This is a genomic window from Streptomyces globisporus C-1027 (assembly GCF_000261345.2).
GTDB classification, from domain to species: domain Bacteria; phylum Actinomycetota; class Actinomycetes; order Streptomycetales; family Streptomycetaceae; genus Streptomyces; species Streptomyces pakalii.
Map to the genome: position 1 here is coordinate 4842152 of NZ_CP013738.1, position 15246 is coordinate 4857397.

Annotated in this window: 25 protein-coding genes; 22 read left to right on the forward strand and 3 right to left on the reverse strand. The window is 68.0% G+C overall.

Annotated elements, in window-relative coordinates; all coding sequences use genetic code 11:
* Positions 1-7 precede the first annotated feature (7 nt).
* Positions 8-1201 carry an elongation factor Tu gene (gene tuf, locus WQO_RS21340; RefSeq protein WP_010058805.1) on the forward strand — a complete coding sequence of 398 codons (1194 nt, stop codon included), beginning with the start codon at positions 8-10 and terminating at the stop codon, positions 1199-1201.
* 245 nt (positions 1202-1446) lie between these two features.
* Here tuf and WQO_RS21345 read toward each other — a convergent pair whose 3' ends face one another.
* From WQO_RS21345 to WQO_RS21355, 3 genes are all read right to left on the reverse strand, one after another.
* Positions 1447-2172, reverse strand: a complete 726-nt coding sequence (locus tag WQO_RS21345) for a S1 family peptidase (protein WP_010058803.1) — start codon at positions 2170-2172, stop codon at positions 1447-1449.
* A 145-nt stretch (positions 2173-2317) separates the two neighbouring features.
* On the reverse strand, positions 2318-4339 hold the full coding sequence (locus WQO_RS21350) for a PIG-L family deacetylase (protein WP_058954060.1): 2022 nt from the start codon (positions 4337-4339) through the stop codon (positions 2318-2320).
* A gap of 181 nt (positions 4340-4520) precedes the next feature.
* Positions 4521-4979 carry a GNAT family N-acetyltransferase gene (locus WQO_RS21355; protein WP_010058801.1) on the reverse strand — a complete coding sequence of 153 codons (459 nt, stop codon included), beginning with the start codon at positions 4977-4979 and terminating at the stop codon, positions 4521-4523.
* A 473-nt stretch (positions 4980-5452) separates the two neighbouring features.
* Between WQO_RS21355 and rpsJ the strand changes: the two genes are divergently transcribed.
* From rpsJ to rplO, 21 genes are all read left to right on the forward strand, one after another.
* On the forward strand, positions 5453-5761 hold the full coding sequence (gene rpsJ / locus WQO_RS21360; protein WP_003948644.1) for a 30S ribosomal protein S10: 309 nt from the start codon (positions 5453-5455) through the stop codon (positions 5759-5761).
* Positions 5762-5775: 14 nt separating this feature from the next.
* On the forward strand, positions 5776-6420 hold the full coding sequence (gene rplC, locus WQO_RS21365; RefSeq protein ID WP_006126884.1) for a 50S ribosomal protein L3: 645 nt from the start codon (positions 5776-5778) through the stop codon (positions 6418-6420).
* A gap of 4 nt (positions 6421-6424) precedes the next feature.
* Positions 6425-7075 carry a 50S ribosomal protein L4 gene (gene rplD, locus WQO_RS21370; protein ID WP_010058800.1) on the forward strand — a complete coding sequence of 217 codons (651 nt, stop codon included), beginning with the start codon at positions 6425-6427 and terminating at the stop codon, positions 7073-7075.
* Positions 7075-7398 (forward strand): 50S ribosomal protein L23, encoded by a 324-nt coding sequence (gene rplW / locus WQO_RS21375; protein ID WP_003966958.1) that lies wholly within the window; start codon positions 7075-7077, stop codon positions 7396-7398. The genes rplD and rplW overlap by 1 nt, the downstream gene beginning before the upstream one ends.
* A 39-nt stretch (positions 7399-7437) precedes the next feature.
* Positions 7438-8274: a 50S ribosomal protein L2 gene (gene rplB, locus WQO_RS21380; protein ID WP_003966957.1), complete on the forward strand. Its 837-nt coding sequence runs from the start codon at positions 7438-7440 to the stop codon at positions 8272-8274.
* Between the two features lie 12 nt (positions 8275-8286).
* Complete coding sequence (gene rpsS, locus WQO_RS21385; RefSeq protein ID WP_003966956.1) at positions 8287-8568, forward strand: 30S ribosomal protein S19; 282 nt, start codon at positions 8287-8289, stop codon at positions 8566-8568.
* A 43-nt stretch (positions 8569-8611) separates the two neighbouring features.
* Positions 8612-8959 carry a 50S ribosomal protein L22 gene (gene rplV / locus WQO_RS21390; RefSeq protein ID WP_004571827.1) on the forward strand — a complete coding sequence of 116 codons (348 nt, stop codon included), beginning with the start codon at positions 8612-8614 and terminating at the stop codon, positions 8957-8959.
* Positions 8959-9795, forward strand: coding sequence for a 30S ribosomal protein S3 (gene rpsC / locus WQO_RS21395; protein WP_007446736.1), 837 nt, complete (start codon positions 8959-8961; stop codon positions 9793-9795). Before rplV ends, rpsC begins: the two co-directional genes overlap by 1 nt.
* Positions 9796-9800: 5 nt before the next feature.
* Positions 9801-10220, forward strand: a complete 420-nt coding sequence (gene rplP / locus WQO_RS21400; RefSeq protein ID WP_003966953.1) for a 50S ribosomal protein L16 — start codon at positions 9801-9803, stop codon at positions 10218-10220.
* Positions 10220-10444, forward strand: a complete 225-nt coding sequence (gene rpmC, locus WQO_RS21405) for a 50S ribosomal protein L29 (protein ID WP_003966952.1) — start codon at positions 10220-10222, stop codon at positions 10442-10444. Before rplP ends, rpmC begins: the two co-directional genes overlap by 1 nt.
* The gene (rpsQ, locus tag WQO_RS21410) at positions 10444-10728 is read left to right on the forward strand and encodes a 30S ribosomal protein S17 (protein WP_003966951.1); all 285 of its coding nucleotides are present in this window, start codon (positions 10444-10446) and stop codon (positions 10726-10728) included. Before rpmC ends, rpsQ begins: the two co-directional genes overlap by 1 nt.
* 108 nt (positions 10729-10836) lie before the next feature.
* On the forward strand, positions 10837-11205 hold the full coding sequence (gene rplN, locus WQO_RS21415) for a 50S ribosomal protein L14 (RefSeq protein ID WP_003966950.1): 369 nt from the start codon (positions 10837-10839) through the stop codon (positions 11203-11205).
* A gap of 2 nt (positions 11206-11207) precedes the next feature.
* Positions 11208-11531 carry a 50S ribosomal protein L24 gene (rplX, locus tag WQO_RS21420; protein ID WP_003966949.1) on the forward strand — a complete coding sequence of 108 codons (324 nt, stop codon included), beginning with the start codon at positions 11208-11210 and terminating at the stop codon, positions 11529-11531.
* Positions 11531-12088 (forward strand): 50S ribosomal protein L5, encoded by a 558-nt coding sequence (rplE, locus tag WQO_RS21425; RefSeq protein ID WP_006126888.1) that lies wholly within the window; start codon positions 11531-11533, stop codon positions 12086-12088. The genes rplX and rplE overlap by 1 nt, the downstream gene beginning before the upstream one ends.
* A gap of 2 nt (positions 12089-12090) precedes the next feature.
* Positions 12091-12276 (forward strand): type Z 30S ribosomal protein S14, encoded by a 186-nt coding sequence (locus WQO_RS21430; protein WP_003948630.1) that lies wholly within the window; start codon positions 12091-12093, stop codon positions 12274-12276.
* Between the two features lie 224 nt (positions 12277-12500).
* Positions 12501-12899: a 30S ribosomal protein S8 gene (gene rpsH, locus WQO_RS21435; protein WP_003966947.1), complete on the forward strand. Its 399-nt coding sequence runs from the start codon at positions 12501-12503 to the stop codon at positions 12897-12899.
* 21 nt (positions 12900-12920) lie between these two features.
* Entirely contained in the window at positions 12921-13460 is a 540-nt protein-coding gene (rplF, locus tag WQO_RS21440; protein WP_003966946.1) for a 50S ribosomal protein L6, read from the forward strand.
* A gap of 2 nt (positions 13461-13462) precedes the next feature.
* Entirely contained in the window at positions 13463-13846 is a 384-nt protein-coding gene (gene rplR, locus WQO_RS21445; protein WP_010058793.1) for a 50S ribosomal protein L18, read from the forward strand.
* 47 nt (positions 13847-13893) lie between these two features.
* A complete protein-coding gene (rpsE, locus tag WQO_RS21450; RefSeq protein WP_010058791.1) occupies positions 13894-14499 on the forward strand; it encodes a 30S ribosomal protein S5 in 606 nt (201 codons plus the stop codon).
* Positions 14499-14681, forward strand: a complete 183-nt coding sequence (gene rpmD, locus WQO_RS21455) for a 50S ribosomal protein L30 (protein WP_006126892.1) — start codon at positions 14499-14501, stop codon at positions 14679-14681. The genes rpsE and rpmD overlap by 1 nt, the downstream gene beginning before the upstream one ends.
* A gap of 1 nt (position 14682) precedes the next feature.
* Entirely contained in the window at positions 14683-15138 is a 456-nt protein-coding gene (gene rplO, locus WQO_RS21460; RefSeq protein ID WP_003966942.1) for a 50S ribosomal protein L15, read from the forward strand.
* The last annotated feature ends 108 nt before the right edge of the window (positions 15139-15246 follow it).

Here is a 15246-nt window from a genome sequence, read left to right on the forward strand (position 1 = left end):
GACCCCAGTGGCGAAGGCAAAGTTCGAGCGGACTAAGCCCCACGTCAACATCGGCACCATCGGTCACATCGACCACGGTAAGACGACCCTCACGGCCGCCATTACCAAGGTGCTGCACGACGCGTACCCGGACCTGAACGAGGCCTCGGCCTTCGACCAGATCGACAAGGCTCCCGAAGAGCGCCAGCGCGGTATCACCATCTCCATCGCGCACGTCGAGTACCAGACGGAGTCGCGTCACTACGCGCACGTCGACTGCCCCGGTCACGCGGACTACATCAAGAACATGATCACGGGTGCCGCGCAGATGGACGGCGCCATCCTCGTGGTCGCCGCCACCGACGGCCCGATGCCGCAGACCAAGGAGCACGTGCTCCTGGCCCGCCAGGTCGGCGTCCCCTACATCGTCGTCGCCCTGAACAAGGCCGACATGGTGGACGACGAGGAGATCCTGGAGCTCGTCGAGCTCGAGGTCCGTGAGCTCCTCTCCGAGTACGAGTTCCCGGGCGACGACGTTCCGGTCGTCAAGGTCTCGGCGCTCAAGGCGCTCGAGGGCGACAAGGAGTGGGGTGAGTCCGTCCTCAACCTGATGAAGGCTGTCGACGAGTCCATCCCGCAGCCCGAGCGTGACGTCGAGAAGCCGTTCCTCATGCCGATCGAGGACGTCTTCACGATCACCGGTCGCGGTACGGTCGTCACCGGCCGCATCGAGCGTGGTGTCCTGAAGGTCAACGAGACCGTCGACATCGTCGGTATCAAGACCGAGAAGACCACCACCACGGTCACCGGCATCGAGATGTTCCGCAAGCTGCTCGACGAGGGCCAGGCCGGTGAGAACGTCGGTCTGCTCCTCCGTGGCATCAAGCGCGAGGACGTCGAGCGCGGCCAGGTCATCATCAAGCCCGGCTCGGTCACCCCGCACACCGAGTTCCAGGCGCAGTCCTACATCCTGTCGAAGGACGAGGGTGGCCGTCACACCCCGTTCTTCAACAACTACCGCCCGCAGTTCTACTTCCGTACCACGGACGTGACGGGCGTTGTGACCCTTCCCGAGGGCACCGAGATGGTCATGCCGGGTGACAACACCCTCATGGACGTCGCGCTGATCCAGCCGGTCGCCATGGAAGAGGGCCTGAAGTTCGCCATCCGTGAGGGTGGCCGGACCGTGGGCGCCGGCCAGGTCACCAAGATCATCAAGTAGTTTCTGCTTGGTCCTTGGACCTGGTGGCTCACTGAGCTGCAAGAAGGGCCCCGCACCTCGAAAGAGGTGCGGGGCCCTTCGGCGTTCGCCGGGCTCTTCGCCCGGCATGGCTGTAGAGCCCCGGTACCTCGGGCGGTGAGGTACGGGGGCCCTACGTTTCAGGGGGACGGCGGACCGGTCAGGTGTCCGCCGTCCCGGGTGGGGCGTTCAGGTCGTGCCCGGATCAGGTCCGGACAGGCCCTGGGTCAGACGCCCGCGATCGACTGGATCCAGGACCGGTACGCGGTGACGTTCGTGTACGCGGTCGTGGTCTGGCGGTCGCTGGTGGAGGCGACGCCGACCTGGATGCCGTTCGCCGTCATCGGGCCGCCGGAGTCGCCGCCGGCGGTGATGCCGTTGCCGCGGCGGGCGCAGATCGCGGAGCCGCCGTACGCGTCACCGCAGCCGCCGGTGACCGTCACGTTGGCGACCTTCAGGTAGCGCGACTGGCAGTTCGCCTCCGAGCCGCACTGCGAGGTCGCGCCCCAGCCCCAGACCTGGACGCTCTGGCCGACGCTCACCGAGCCGGGCGAGCCGAGGCGGGAGTAGGTCGCCTGCACGGAACGGTCGAGACGCACCAGCGCCAGGTCCGAGCTGTGGGTGTAGGTCTGGGCGCCGTTCGCGACGACACCGCCGCTGTGCTGGTCGAGGCTGCCGATGCGGAACGACAGGCCGCCGCCGGTGACGCAGTGCTTGGCGGTGAGGATCCAGGTCGGGGCGATGATCGTCGCCGAACAGGTCTCTCTGCCGTTCGAGAAGAGCCGGGCGGCCCAGGGTGCGTTGGTCGCCTGGCCGCCGCCGATGATCTGGGTGCTCGGCGGCGGGGCGTCCTGGAGCGGCGGCGCGGGTGCGGCCGTCGCGGACGGTGCGAAGAGCGAGAGGACGCAGGCCGCTGCTGCGGCGACAGCGGGCATGAGCCGGGATATGCGCATGATGCCTCGTTTCGCGCGACACGCTGGGTAGGCGTGTCCGTGGGGGATGGTGGGCAACAGGGTGCCGGAGCGCGATGAGGGCGGGGTACTAACGTTTGGCCATAACGCGGCGTTATGGGGCGGGAGTTGGGAGACGTGGTCTCTTCTACGGGCGCCAGAGCCAGGGTGCCGCGTCCGGGCCGAACCCCACGACCACGGGCCGGCCGTCCGCCGCGCCCAGGTGGAGGGCGGCGCCGTCCAGGGCGACGGGGCCCCGGGACCGTACGGATGTGGCCTCGGCGGTACGTATCCGGATCCGGCCCTCCGCGGACCGGCCGAGCAGGACCGGGCCGGCCGGTGACGCGGCGGCGGTCACCGGACCGTACCCCCCGAAGCGGGGCGCGGGCGCGGCTCCGGCGCGAACGGCGACGAGCCGCTCGCGCGCGGCGGGGCGGTAGTACAGCTCGACGGACCCGTCGGGCGCGGGGAGTGCGCCGGGCGCGTGCGCGGGGACGGGGGAGCCGGTGAGCTGGGTACGGGCGGTGACGTCGGTGTCCGGGGCGTCCTGGGTCCAGTGGTGCACGGCATGGTGCCCGGCCGCGTACACATGGACGCTCCCCGCCGTGTCCACGACCGCGCTCACCCCGTCCTGGATCTCGCCGCCGCCCATGTCCCGCCAGCCGCTCCAGCGGCCGGTGACCGCGTCGCGCACCCGGGTGCTCAGCCCCTTCTCCGCGTTCCGTACGAAGAGGTGGACGCGGCCGTCCGGGGCGGTGACGGCGACCGGGGTTCCGATGCGGCGGCCGTGGTCGGGGCCGGTCGCGGGGTTGCCGAGCCCCTGCCAGGCGAGGAAGGGGCCGCCGGGGGAGCGCTGCTCCAGGAGCACGACCTCGCGTTCGTTGTCCGCGCCGTGCCCGCCGAGCGCCGCGAACCGCAGCCCGAACAGCAACTGCCGCCCCTCCGCCGTCACCGCGGCGCCCAGCACCGGGGCGAGCGGGCCGCCGCCGAGGTCGTCCGGGGCGTCCCAGACCCCGCTGCCGGGCGCGCTCTCGCGCCACCGGACGGCGCGCAGCCCGAGCACCCCGTAGGCGGTGAGTCGGCCGTCCGCCCCGGTGGCGACCTGGGCCCGGGGGCCCGGGTAGCGGTGGTGGGTGGAGCGGACCCAGCCCTTGCGGTTGGTGAGCGGCCGGTCGCCGCCCACGTTGTAGTCCCCGCAGCCGGAGGGGTTGCCGCACTCCCAGTCGGGGGCGCCGCCGTACGGGACGAGGTGGGCGGCCTTGCGCTCCAGTACCGCGGGCGGCAGGTTCTTGGGCCAGTGCCGGTTGTAGTACCCCCGGAACGAGGCGACGACGAACCCGGGCACCGGCTCCCCGCGCCCCGTCGCCCGCGCCACCCAGCGGATCAGGGCGGCCCAGGCGAAGCACCCGGCCGCGGTGTGGTCGGCGTGGTCGGAGTACCCGCGCTGCTCGCTGTCCCGGCGGCGTTCGTACTCGCTGCTGAACTGGAGGTCCGGGTCCGGGTCGAGGGTGTGCACGACGGTCGGCCGGTACTCCTCCAGCAGCCCGGTGAGGACGTCGATCAGTGATTCGTACGTGTACGAACCGGCGCGGGTCAGCGGGGAGTTGTCGGCGACGACGGTACGCAGCACGAGCCGTCGGTCCCGCCAGAGGCTGGGCAGCCCCGGGCGGCCGCGCCCGGTGTGCATCGCGGTGTTGAGGAAGACCAGCTCGACCCGGCGGACGCCGTCGGTCAGGACGTTCCTCTCGGCCCGGTGGCCGCCGTGCAGGGCCGCGACCGATTCCTGCCAGGGCGTGAACCGGTCGAGCCCGAGCAGCTCGGCGTACGCCTGGCGCAGGCCCTGGTGCCGGGAGGAGGAGTACGCGGCACGGTCGGGGGCCGGGCGGGGCGCGCCGGGGATCTTGTTGACGCCGTCCGCCTCGCCCGCGGTGAGGTACACGCAGACCAGCGGGGTTCCGGCGTCCAGGGCCTCACGGGTGTCCGGGTTCATGAAGTACAGGTCGTCGTCCGGGTGGGCCAGCAGCTGCAGGACCAGGGCCCGCCGGGTGCTCGCTATGGCCAGACCGGGCGCCGGGTCCGCCTCAGGCCCGCGCCGCCGGGGAGCCGGCACGGCGCATCCTGCGGTGGCGCCGGCCGCTCCGGCCGCGAGGAGCAGGGTGCGCCGGGGCATCCGTATCCGGGACAGGACAGATCGATCCACCACGCCGCGCACCCCGTCCGCTCCCGATTCCCCCGCAGCGGGCGAACGGCCGCCCTGTCCTGCGTCACTCCTGGCTCTCCGCGCAGGTCAGCGGCGGTCGAGCCGCGCCTGCGGGGGAGTAGACGGACGGAGGGGCGGGCGGGTTGCCCGGTCAGGGCGTGGGGTTGCGCACCAGGAAGACGTCGACGGCGTCCTCACGCTCCAGCGTGAATCCGTGGCGTTCGTAGAGCCGGCGGGCGGGGCTGCCCTGGAGCACGTCCAGGCGTACGGGAATCCGCTCGGCATCCGCGCGGTCCAGGACGCCCCGCAGGACGGCCGAGCCGATGCCGCGGCCCTGGAGCGCGGGGGAGAGGTAGAAGTGCTCCAGCCACCAGTCGGCCTGGGCCGGGCGCAGGGCCACGCAGCCCGCGAAGGAGCCGGCGGCCTCGATGACCGAGGTGTGCTCGGGGGTGTAGGCGTCCCGCAGCCGCTGCCGGACCCGGTGCTCGTCGTAGCGGCCGAGCCGCTCCAGGTCCGGGCGCATGGCCGCGGCCCGCAACTCGGCGATGGCCTCGACGTCCTCGGGGACGCCCTGGCGCAGGGTCCAGTGGGGCAGCGTGCTCGTCGGCATGGCGGGATCTTGTCAGAGGGCCCGCGCGGGGGAGCCCCGGGGGCCCGCGACGGTTCCGGTGCCGCCGGATGCGCGCCCGCGTTTGAGTCCGCGCTCGCTCGGGGTAGGATTCCCGACTCGATTGGCCAGGCCCGCGCCCCGTATGGCACACTGACCAGGTTGCTCGGTTGAGTGTCAATGCTGCGCGCCTCCCGCCGGGAGGACCGGAAGCGAGTCCCACAGTACTCGTCGGCCCTGTAGGGCCGGACGTACGGGAATCTTCCGGGAAGCAATGCAGGGCGCCGGCCAGGCACCCGGTGGGTGTTCCGCCCCCGGTTCCGCGGTCCTCGGGCCCGCACCCCCTTGGTTGGGATCTCTTCCGGGAGATTTCCGTAGAGGGGATGCGACACGCCCGACCGCGTGGGTCGGAGGGGGAGTCCAGAGAACCCCCGGGTTCCAGAGCGTTAAACAGAGAGACAGGACTACTAGTAGCCATGGCGGGACAGAAGATCCGCATCCGGCTCAAGGCCTACGACCACGAGGTCATCGACTCCTCGGCGAAGAAGATCGTCGAGACGGTGACCCGCACTGGTGCGTCGGTCGCGGGCCCGGTGCCGCTGCCCACTGAGAAGAACGTGTACTGCGTCATCAAGTCGCCGCACAAGTACAAGGACTCTCGCGAGCACTTCGAGATGCGCACCCACAAGCGCCTCATCGACATCCTCGACCCCACGCCGAAGACGGTTGACTCGCTGATGCGTCTCGACCTGCCGGCCGGCGTCGACATCGAGATCAAGCTCTGAGGGGACGGGCCGAGATGAGCAAGAACATCAAGGGCGTCCTGGGCGAGAAGCTCGGCATGACCCAGGTCTGGGACGAGAACAACCGGGTTGTCCCGGTCACCGTCGTCAAGGCCGGTCCGTGCGTCGTGACGCAGGTTCGCACCAACGACAGCGACGGCTACGAAGCGGTCCAGATCGCCTTCGGCGAGATCGACCCGCGCAAGGTGAACAAGCCCCTCAAGGGTCACTTCGCCAAGGCCGACGTCACCCCGCGCCGTCACCTGGTCGAGCTCCGCACCCCTGACGCCAGCGAGTACACGCTGGGCCAGGAGGTCACCGCCGCTGTGTTCGAGTCCGGCGTCAAGGTTGACGTCACGGGCAAGAGCAAGGGCAAGGGCTTCGCCGGTGTCATGAAGCGTCACAACTTCAAGGGCCTCGGCGCCGGGCACGGCACCCAGCGCAAGCACCGTTCCCCCGGTTCCATCGGTGGCTGCGCCACCCCTGGGCGTGTCTTCAAGGGCATGCGCATGGCGGGCCGCATGGGTAACGAGCGCGTCACCACCCAGAACCTGACCATCCACGCGGTTGACGCGGAGAAGGGTCTGCTCCTCATCAAGGGCGCGGTCCCCGGTCCGAACGGCGGCCTCGTCCTGGTCCGTACCGCGGCCAAGGGGGCTTGAGGTAATGAGCACCATTGACATCCTTTCGCCGGCAGGCGACAAGGCCGGTACCGTCGAGCTCCCCGCGGAGATCTTCGACGCGAAGACCAGCGTTCCGCTGATCCACCAGGTCGTTGTCGCTCAGCTGGCGGCTGCCCGTCAGGGCACGCACAAGACCAAGCGCCGCGGTGAAGTCCGCGGTGGTGGTAAGAAGCCTTACCGTCAGAAGGGCACCGGCCGCGCCCGTCAGGGTTCGACCCGCGCCCCGCAGTTCGCCGGTGGTGGCGTCGTCCACGGCCCGCAGCCGCGTGACTACTCGCAGCGGACCCCGAAGAAGATGAAGGCCGCCGCCCTGCGCGGTGCCCTCTCGGACCGGGCCCGTCACTCCCGTATCCACGTCGTCACCGGCGTGGTCGAGGGTGCCGCCTCCACGAAGGCCGCCAAGACGCTGCTCGGCAAGATCTCGGAGCGCCAGAACCTGCTCCTGGTCGTCGACCGCGCCGACGAGGCCGCGTGGCTGTCCGCGCGCAACCTGCCCCAGGTGCACATCCTGGAGCCGGGCCAGCTCAACACGTACGACGTGATCGTCTCTGACGACGTGGTCTTCACCCAGGCCGCTTTCGAGTCCTTCGTGTCTGGCCCCCAGACCGCTGAGACCGAAGGGAGCGCCGCCTGATGAGCGAGGCGACCGTTACCAGCAAGACGTACTCGGACCCGCGTGACGTTCTCGTCAAGCCCGTGGTCTCCGAGAAGAGCTACGCGCTGCTCGACGAGAACAAGTACACGTTCATCGTCGCGCCCGGCTCCAACAAGACCCAGATCAAGCAGGCCGTCGAGGCGGTCTTCTCGGTCAAGGTCACCGGGGTCAACACGATCAACCGGCAGGGCAAGCGCAAGCGCACCCGCACCGGTTTCGGCAAGCGCGCCGACACGAAGCGCGCCATCGTGACCCTCGCCGAGGGCGACCGTATCGACATCTTCGGCGGCCCGACCTCCTAACGGAGTTCGAGTCGTCCGGAATCGGACGAGGACTGAGAAATGGGTATCCGCAAGTACAAGCCGACGACCCCGGGCCGTCGTGGCTCCAGCGTCGCCGACTTTGTCGAGATCACGCGGTCCACGCCGGAGAAGTCGCTGGTCCGCCCCCTGCACAGCAAGGGCGGCCGTAACAACGCCGGTCGTGTGACCGTTCGCCACCAGGGTGGTGGCCACAAGCGCGCCTACCGCGTGATCGACTTCCGTCGTCACGACAAGGACGGCGTGCCGGCCAAGGTCGCGCACATCGAGTACGACCCGAACCGCACCGCGCGCATCGCGCTGCTGCACTACGCGGACGGCGAGAAGCGTTACATCGTCGCTCCCCGTGGCCTGTCGCAGGGTGACCGTGTCGAGAACGGTCCGACCGCCGACATCAAGCCCGGTAACAACCTGGCGCTGCGCAACATCCCGGTCGGTACGACCATCCACGCCATCGAGCTGCGGCCCGGCGGCGGCGCGAAGTTCGCCCGTTCCGCGGGTGCCTCCGTGCAGCTGCTGGCGAAGGAGGGCACCATGGCCCACCTTCGTATGCCGTCGGGTGAGATCCGCCTGGTCGACGCGCGCTGCCGCGCGACGATCGGTGAGGTCGGCAACGCCGAGCAGTCGAACATCAACTGGGGCAAGGCCGGCCGCATGCGCTGGAAGGGCGTCCGCCCGACCGTCCGCGGTGTCGCGATGAACCCGGTTGACCACCCGCACGGTGGTGGTGAAGGCAAGACCTCCGGTGGTCGTCACCCGGTCTCGCCGTGGGGTCAGAAGGAGGGTCGTACTCGTTCTCCCAAGAAGGCGAGCAACAAGTACATCGTCCGCCGCCGCAAGACGAACAAGAAGCGCTAGGAGCGGGTTTAGATGCCGCGCAGTCTCAAGAAGGGGCCCTTCGTCGACGGACACCTCATCAAGAAGGTGGACGTACAGAACGAGGCAGGCACCAAGAACGTCATCAAGACCTGGTCCCGTCGCTCGATGATCGTCCCGGCCATGCTGGGTCACACCATCGCGGTGCACAACGGCAAGATCCACGTCCCGGTGTTCGTCACCGAGTCGATGGTCGGCCACAAGCTCGGCGAGTTCTCGCCGACTCGCACCTTCCGCGGCCACGTCAAGGACGACCGGAAGTCGAAGCGCCGCTAAGCGCGGGGTGGAAACGACTATGACTTACACCGAAGGGACAACCATGGAAGCCAGGGCCCAGGCGCGGTACATCCGCGTCACGCCCATGAAGGCCCGCCGCGTGGTGGACCTCATCCGTGGCATGGATGCCACGGAGGCTCAGGCGGTCCTGCGTTTCGCCCCGCAGGCCGCGAGCGTGCCGGTTGGCAAGGTGCTGGACAGCGCCATCGCCAACGCTGCACACAACTACGACCACACCGACGCCTCTTCGCTGGTCATCAGCGAGGCGTACGTGGACGAGGGCCCGACCCTGAAGCGGTTCCGTCCGCGTGCTCAGGGCCGTGCCTACCGGATCCGTAAGCGGACCAGCCACATCACCGTGGTCGTCAGCAGCAAGGAAGGAACCCGGTAATGGGCCAGAAGGTAAACCCGCACGGGTTCCGGCTCGGCATCACCACGGACTTCAAGTCCCGCTGGTACGCCGACAAGCTGTACAAGGACTACGTCAAGGAAGACGTCGCCATTCGTCGCATGATGACGAAGGGCATGGAGCGGGCCGGCATCTCGAAGGTCGAGATCGAGCGCACCCGCGACCGCGTCCGCGTTGACATCCACACCGCCCGTCCGGGCATCGTCATCGGTCGCCGTGGCGCCGAGGCCGATCGCATCCGCGGCGAGCTGGAGAAGCTGACCGGCAAGCAGGTCCAGCTGAACATCCTCGAGGTCAAGAACCCCGAGGTGGACGCTCAGCTGGTGGCCCAGGCCGTCGCCGAGCAGCTCTCCTCCCGCGTCTCCTTCCGTCGGGCCATGCGCAAGAGCATGCAGTCCTCGATGAAGGCCGGCGCCAAGGGCATCAAGATCCAGTGCGGTGGTCGCCTCGGCGGCGCCGAGATGTCCCGCTCGGAGTTCTACCGCGAGGGCCGTGTGCCCCTGCACACCCTCCGTGCGAACGTCGACTACGGCTTCTTCGAGGCCAAGACGACCTTCGGCCGTATCGGCGTGAAGGTCTGGATCTACAAGGGCGACGTCAAGAACATCGCCGAGGTTCGCGCCGAGAACGCCGCGGCCCGCGCCGGCAACCGTCCGGCTCGTGGCGGCGCTGACCGCCCGGCCGGCCGCGGTGGCCGTGGTGGCGAGCGTGGCGGTCGCGGCCGTAAGCCGCAGCAGTCGCCGGCAGCCGAGGCCCCCAAGGCCGACGCTCCCGCCGCCGCTGCTCCGGCTGCTGAGAGCACCGGAACGGAGGCCTGACCGAAATGCTGATCCCCCGTAGGGTCAAGCACCGCAAGCAGCACCACCCGAAGCGCAGCGGTATGTCCAAGGGTGGCACGCAGGTTGCGTTCGGCGAGTACGGCATCCAGGCGCTGACCCCGGCGTACGTGACGAACCGTCAGATCGAGTCCGCTCGTATCGCGATGACCCGTCACATCAAGCGTGGCGGCAAGGTCTGGATCAACATCTACCCGGACCGTCCCCTGACGAAGAAGCCTGCCGAGACCCGCATGGGTTCCGGTAAGGGTTCTCCCGAGTGGTGGATCGCGAACGTCAAGCCCGGTCGGGTGATGTTCGAGCTGTCCTACCCGAACGAGAAGATTGCTCGTGAGGCGCTCACCCGCGCTGCTCACAAGCTTCCGATGAAGTGCCGGATCGTTCGGCGCGAGGCAGGTGAGTCGTGATGTCGGCCGGTACCAAGGCGTCCGAGCTGCGCGAGCTGGGCGACGAGGAGCTCCTCAACAAGCTCCGCGAAGCCAAGGAAGAGCTGTTCAACCTCCGCTTCCAGGCGGCGACGGGCCAGCTCGAGAACCACGGCCGGCTCAAGTCCGTCCGTAAGGACATCGCCCGGATCTACACCCTGATGCGTGAGCGCGAGCTGGGCATCGAGACGGTGGAGAGCGCCTGATGAGCGAGAAGACTGTGACTGAGACGAACACCGACCGCGGTTTCCGCAAGACCCGTGAGGGTCTGGTCGTCAGCGACAAGATGGACAAGACCGTCGTCGTCGCTGTCGAGGACCGTGTCAAGCACGCGCTGTACGGCAAGGTCATCCGCCGTACGAACAAGCTCAAGGCCCACGACGAGCAGAACTCCGCCGGCGTCGGCGACCGCGTCCTCATCATGGAGACGCGTCCGCTGTCCGCTTCGAAGCGCTGGCGCATCGTCGAGATCCTCGAGAAGGCCAAGTAATTCCTGAGGGGTTTCCCTCAGGTCAGTTCCGCCAGGCTCGGTGAGGGAGCCACGTAAGTCACTTACGTGGCTCCCCGCCGGGAACCGGCAGACGATCAGGAGATAGACGTGATCCAGCAGGAGTCGCGACTGCGCGTCGCCGACAACACGGGTGCGAAGGAAATTCTCACCATTCGTGTTCTCGGTGGCTCGGGTCGCCGCTACGCGGGTATCGGTGACGTCATCGTCGCCACCGTCAAGGACGCGATCCCCGGTGGCAACGTGAAGAAGGGTGACGTCGTCAAGGCCGTCATCGTTCGCACCGTCAAGGAGCGTCGTCGTCAGGATGGCTCGTACATCCGCTTCGACGAGAACGCCGCCGTCATTCTGAAGAACGACGGCGACCCCCGCGGCACCCGCATCTTCGGCCCCGTGGGCCGGGAGCTGCGCGAGAAGAAGTTCATGAAGATCATCTCGCTCGCGCCGGAGGTGCTGTAAGCATGAAGATCAAGAAGGGCGACCTGGTCCAGGTCATCACCGGTAAGGACAAGGGCAAGCAGGGCAAGGTCATCGTGGCCTACCCCGCCCAGGACCGCGTCCTCGTCGAGGGTGTCAACCGGGTCAAGAAGCACACCAAGGCCGGTCAGACGGCTCGCGGTTCGCAGACGGGTGGCATTGTGACCACCGAGGCCCCGATCCACGTCAGCAACGTTCAGCTGGTCGTGGAGAAGGACGGCAACAAGGTTGTCACTCGCGTCGGCTACCGCTTTGACGACGAGGGCAACAAGATCCGCGTTGCCAAGCGGACCGGTGAGGACATCTGATGACTGCCACCACTGCGCCGCGTCTCAAGACGCGCTACCGCGAGGAAATCGCCGGCAAGCTGCGTGAGGAGTTCTCGTACGAGAACGTCATGCAGGTTCCCGGTCTGGTCAAGATCGTGGTCAACATGGGTGTGGGCGACGCCGCCCGCGACTCCAAGCTGATCGACGGGGCCGTTCGCGACCTCACCACGATCACCGGCCAGAAGCCGGCCGTCACGAAGGCCCGCAAGTCCATCGCGCAGTTCAAGCTGCGCGAGGGCCAGCCGATCGGCTGCCACGTCACCCTCCGTGGTGACCGGATGTGGGAGTTCCTGGACCGTACGCTGTCGCTCGCGCTTCCGCGTATCCGTGACTTCCGTGGCCTGTCGCCGAAGCAGTTCGACGGCCGTGGCAACTACACCTTCGGTCTCACGGAGCAGGTCATGTTCCACGAGATCGACCAGGACAAGATCGACCGGGTCCGGGGCATGGACATCACCGTGGTCACCACGGCGACCAACGACGACGAGGGTCGTGCCCTGCTTCGTCACCTCGGCTTCCCGTTCAAGGAGAACTGACCGTGGCGAAGAAGGCTCTGATCGCTAAGGCCGCCCGTAAGCCGAAGTTCGGCGTTCGCGGGTACACCCGCTGCCAGCGCTGCGGCCGGCCCCACTCCGTCTACCGCAAGTTCGGCCTGTGCCGCGTGTGCCTTCGTGAGATGGCTCACCGTGGCGAGCTGCCGGGCGTGACCAAGAGCTCCTGGTAACTCTCCTTCGCCCCCTGGGCGTTGGAAGTTCCCGGAGACTCTCGGTAAGCATCTGGTCGGCAGGAGCCCCGCCTTTCATGCCGTAGGCTTGAAGGGTTGGGCGCCTGCCGCCCAAGACCGACTTACTACGCCGTAGGTCCCCGCACCGCACCCGTCCCGCCAGTGAGTGGGGAGAGGGATGGCGCATACAGGAAACCCCGGCGAGAGAGGCCGAAGGCCAATTCATGACCATGACTGATCCCATCGCAGACATGCTCACGCGTCTGCGTAACGCGAACTCGGCGTACCACGACTCCGTCGTGATGCCGCACAGCAAGATCAAGTCGCACATCGCGGAGATCCTCCAGCAGGAGGGCTTCATCACCGGCTGGAAGGTCGAGGACGCCGAGGTCGGCAAGAACCTCGTCCTGGAGCTGAAGTTCGGCCCGAACCGCGAGCGTTCGATCGCCGGCATCAAGCGCATCTCGAAGCCGGGTCTGCGTGTGTACGCAAAGTCCACCAACCTGCCGAAGGTTCTCGGCGGCCTGGGCGTGGCGATCATCTCCACGTCCCACGGTCTCCTGACCGGCCAGCAGGCAGGCAAGAAGGGCGTAGGTGGGGAAGTCCTCGCCTACGTCTGGTAGTCGGGAAAGGAAGGAAAGCTCATGTCGCGAATCGGCAAGCTCCCCATCCAGGTTCCCGCCGGTGTGGACGTCACCATCGATGGCCGTACGGTCGCGGTGAAGGGCCCCAAGGGTTCCCTCACGCACACCGTCGCCGCGCCGATCGAGGTCTCCAAGGGCGAGGACGGCGTTCTGAACGTCACCCGCCCGAACGACGAGCGTCAGAACAAGGCCCTCCACGGCCTGTCCCGCACGCTGGTGGCGAACATGATCACCGGCGTGACCGCGGGTTACTCCAAGGCGCTCGAGATCAGCGGTGTCGGTTACCGCGTCCAGGCGAAGGGCTCCAACCTGGAGTTCGCCCTGGGCTACAGCCACCCGATCCTCATCGAGGCGCCGGAAGGCATCACCTTCAAGGTCGAGTCGCCCACGAAGCTCAGCGTCGAGGGTATCGACAAGCAGAAGGTCGGCGAAGTGGCCGCCAACATCCGCAAGCTGCGGAAGCCCGACCCGTACAAGGCCAAGGGCGTCAAGTACGCGGGCGAGGTCATCCGCCGCAAGGTCGGAAAGGCTGGTAAGTAGCCATGGCATACGGTGTGAAGATCGCCAAGGGCGACGCGTACAAGCGCGCTGCTCGCAAGCGGCGCCACATCCGCGTCCGCAAGCACCTGTCGGGTTCCGCGGAGCGGCCCCGTCTGGTCGTGACGCGTTCCAACCGCCACATCGTGGCCCAGATCATCGACGACATCGCGGGCCACACGCTCGCGTCGGCGTCGACCCTGGACACCTCGATCCGTGGTGGCGAGGGCGACAAGAGCGCCCAGGCCAAGCAGGTCGGCGCCCTGGTCGCCGAGCGTGCCAAGGCTGCAGGCGTCGAGGCCGTCGTGTTTGACCGCGGTGGTAACCAGTACGCCGGGCGGATTGCCGCTCTGGCTGACGCCGCCCGTGAAGCCGGGCTGAAGTTCTAAGCCCCGGTTCCTACGCACAGCGGACGTAACAGAGAGAGGTAATTCCCATGGCTGGACCCCAGCGCCGCGGCAGCGGTGCCGGTGGCGGCGAGCGGCGGGACCGGAAGGGCCGTGACGGTGGCGCCAGCGCCGCCGAGAAGACCGCGTACGTCGAGCGCGTCGTCGCGATCAACCGCGTCGCCAAGGTTGTGAAGGGTGGTCGTCGCTTCAGCTTTACCGCGCTGGTCGTGGTGGGCGACGGTGACGGCACGGTCGGTGTCGGATACGGCAAGGCCAAGGAAGTTCCCGCGGCCATCGCCAAGGGTGTCGAAGAGGCCAAGAAGAACTTCTTCAAGGTCCCCCGCATCCAGGGCACCATCCCTCACCCGATCACGGGCGAGAAGGCAGCGGGCGTCGTCCTGCTCAAGCCGGCTTCCCCCGGTACCGGTGTTATCGCCGGTGGCCCGGTGCGTGCCGTGCTCGAGTGCGCCGGCGTTCACGACATCCTGTCGAAGTCGCTTGGCTCGTCCAACGCGATCAACATCGTGCACGCGACCGTGGAGGCCCTGAAGGGCCTGCAGCGTCCCGAGGAGATCGCGGCCCGCCGCGGTCTGCCCCTCGAGGACGTCGCCCCCGCGGCTCTGCTTCGTGCGCGTGCGGGAGCGGGTGCGTAATGGCTCGCCTCAAGATCACGCAGACGAAGTCGTACATCGGCAGCAAGCAGAACCACCGCGACACCCTGCGTTCGCTCGGCCTCAAGCGCCTGAACGACTCGGTTGTCAAGGAGGACCGCCCCGAGTTCCGCGGAATGGTGCAGACCGTCCGCCACCTCGTGACGGTTGAGGAGGTTGACTGACATGGCGGAGAACAGCCCGCTGAAGGCCCACAACCTCCGGCCTGCCCCGGGCGCCAAGACCGCCAAGACCCGTGTGGGTCGTGGTGAGGCGTCCAAGGGTAAGACCGCAGGCCGTGGTACCAAGGGTACGAAGGCTCGTTACCAGGTTCCGGAGCGCTTCGAGGGTGGCCAGATGCCCCTCCACATGCGTCTCCCGAAGCTCAAGGGCTTCAAGAACCCGTTCCGCACGGAGTACCAGGTCGTGAACCTGGACAAGCTCGCGACGCTCTACCCCGAGGGTGGAGAGGTCACGGTGGCCGACCTGGTCGCCAAGGGTGCCGTGCGCAACAACCACCTCGTCAAGGTCCTCGGACAGGGCGAGATCTCCGTGGCGCTGCAGGTTTCGGTTGACGCCGTCTCCGGCTCCGCCAAGGAGAAGATCACCGCCGCCGGCGGTACGGTCACCGAGCTCGTCTGAGCCCCGGGACAGAACTGAGCCCGGTCGGCTGCCTCTTCGGAGGCGGTCGGCCGGGTTTTTCGTGCCCGGAGCCATTTCGGGGCGATATACGGGAACCGTAAAGGCTCG